General features: G+C 77.1%; 1 protein-coding gene. It reads right to left on the bottom strand.

All coding sequences use genetic code 11. From position 1 onward, the window contains the following. On the bottom strand, positions 1-476 hold a 476-nt coding region (locus tag E2E34_RS35020), incomplete at both ends, for a homocysteine S-methyltransferase family protein (RefSeq protein ID WP_208765432.1).

Below are 476 nucleotides of genomic sequence, written 5' to 3'. Positions count from 1 at the left end.
TACGTGGCCCCGCCGCGCCACCTCCTCCCCTCCGCGTCCCACCGCTCCCCGCTGTTCGGGTAGACGACGACGGGCTTGCCGGTCACCGAGGCCGCGAGCTCCACGGCGGCGTCCGCGTCGCGGGGCTCGCAGCAGTTGACCCCGACGGCGATCACCTGGTCGTTGCCCGCCGCCAGGGCGAAGGCGGCGTCCAGTGGCTGGCCGGCCCGGGTCCGGCCGCCCGCGACGGTGTACGAGAGCCAGACCGGCGTCCCCGTGCCCTCGACGGCCCGCAGCAGTGCCTCGGCCTCGTCGGTGTCGGGCACCGTCTCCAGCGCCAGCACATCGGGGGCCGCCGCGACCAGCGCCTCCACCCGCGGCCGGTGGAACCGCTCCAGCTCCCGCACCGGCAGCCCGTACCTCCCCCGGTACTCGCTGCCGTCGGCCAGCATCGCCCCGTACGGCCCGACCGAGGCCGCCACCCAGACCTCCCGGCC

It is taken from the genome of Streptomyces albidochromogenes, assembly GCF_005981925.1.
In the GTDB taxonomy this organism is placed as follows: Bacteria; Actinomycetota; Actinomycetes; order Streptomycetales; family Streptomycetaceae; genus Streptomyces; species Streptomyces albidochromogenes.
Note: the sequence above shows the minus strand (reverse complement) of the source record. Positions and strands in the feature narration are given on the sequence as shown.